The organism is Campylobacter aviculae (assembly GCF_005406215.1).
In the GTDB taxonomy this organism is placed as follows: Bacteria; Campylobacterota; Campylobacteria; order Campylobacterales; family Campylobacteraceae; genus Campylobacter_D; species Campylobacter_D aviculae.
The window spans coordinates 1-1,500 of record NZ_NXMA01000039.1 but is presented as its reverse complement, the minus strand read 5'-3'; the positions used below and the strand labels follow the sequence as shown (position 1 = coordinate 1,500).

The window sequence follows — 1,500 nt, the reverse complement described above, 5'->3', positions numbered from 1 at the left end:
GCCAAAGCCTGTATTAAAATTTAACATTGTTTTAATCCTTATTTATTTTGGAATAAAATAGCAAATTCTATTCCAAAATTTAAAATTGTGAAATTAAATTGTTTGAAGTAAAGTTTCCAACAAAGAATTCTTTTTATCTTCGGCTATCTTTGAAATCTTAGAATCTATATTTTGCGCCATTTCACGAACAGCACCCACTCTTAAAATCGTTCCGTTATTAAGTTCTAGTTGTGTTTGACTATCTACATGATATTTTTTTAGTATATTAATATCATTTTGCACATCTGTAACACCAGCCATAGCAAAGAAAACTTCAGCTATATCGGCAACACCGCCTAATATCATATTTGAAACTGATAAACTATCATTTATATTTTTAAGTTCTTTGGCTAAGTCTTTTAAATTTAAAGAAGTGAGTCCATTGGTCTCATTTTCAAGACTATTTAGGGTTGTAGCATAAGCTCCAAGTGCATTTTTAAAATGAAAATTTTTTAATAAACTTAACTTTTGAAAAAGAACTTCATCTCCTTGATTTTTTACATTTTCTATCACTTCATCCATTTTTTCGCTAATATTTTTAAGAGAACTATAAGCTTGTTCTTTACTTATTGTTCCTAATTTTAAATAATCAAAATTATCTTTAGCGCAAGATTTAGAAGCTTGAGAATTTAAATCCTGCAAAAGTTGACTAAATTCTGCACTACTAGGATCGCTTTCAACAGGCTTTGGGCCTATATCCCATAAATAAGTCAATTCGTGATTATATTGATCTACTCTAGAAGCTAAACTCATTTTTAATCCTTTGCTATCTTATAGGTATATAACGATTATTGTAAACATAATATGCAACCATTTGCTTAGTAGCATTAAATATTTTATTGGCAAGTGGATGATTGCCGACAGTTCTATGCGTTTTTGTCTTTGTATTATAGATAATAAATTGTGCATACACTAATTGAGTTTTAAAATCATAGGTACCCATAATCGTTACAATCTCATTTTTTGGATCTAAAGAGGTAAACCATTTAAAGCTTTGATAGTCAGTAGTGCTGTATTTATCAGTATCTAAAACTTTAATTGCTCCTATTTTTTCTTCATATGCATCTGGCAATACTTGCCAATACTCTGTATAATTTAAACGCTGTCCATAACTATTGACATAGGCTGAATGATAAGCTTGTCGTATTGAAAGACCACCCTTAACATCTTTCATTTCATTAAGGTTAAGAACTTTAACGCCTGCACTATTATCACTGAGTGTACCATTACTGACTTTAGCTAGAAAATCATCCCCGAAAGCAGAACTTGCCAATAAAGCACCTAAAGTTGCAACACTAAATAACTTTTTAAACATGTTTCTCCTTTTGTAGAATGTAGTTTAATTCTATCATAAATGATAATTTTAAATCAAATTTTTAAAAGTTCTATTTTATAGATATTTAGTAATACTTATAATGAATTTTTAGTGTTTTAAAAGTTTTTTATTTTTTTAATATATTT

2 protein-coding genes are annotated in these 1,500 nt (G+C 28.4%); both read right to left on the bottom strand.

The features are described from left to right. Positions 1–93: 93 nt before the first annotated feature. Entirely contained in the window at positions 94–792 is a 699-nt protein-coding gene (locus CQA76_RS08845; protein WP_137623011.1) for a hypothetical protein, read from the bottom strand. Positions 793–805: 13 nt separating this feature from the next. Continuing rightward, positions 806–1,354, bottom strand: a complete 549-nt coding sequence (locus CQA76_RS08840; protein WP_137623010.1) for a hypothetical protein — start codon at positions 1,352–1,354, stop codon at positions 806–808. Positions 1,355–1,500 lie beyond the last annotated feature (146 nt).

Excerpts from the sequence above, each read along its gene's own strand:
- CQA76_RS08840 (WP_137623010.1), bottom strand. The coding sequence starts at position 1,354 with ATGTTTAAAAAGTTATTTAGTGTTGCAACTTTAGGTGCTTTATTGGCA.
- CQA76_RS08845 (WP_137623011.1), bottom strand. The coding sequence starts at position 792 with ATGAGTTTAGCTTCTAGAGTAGATCAATATAATCACGAATTGACTTAT.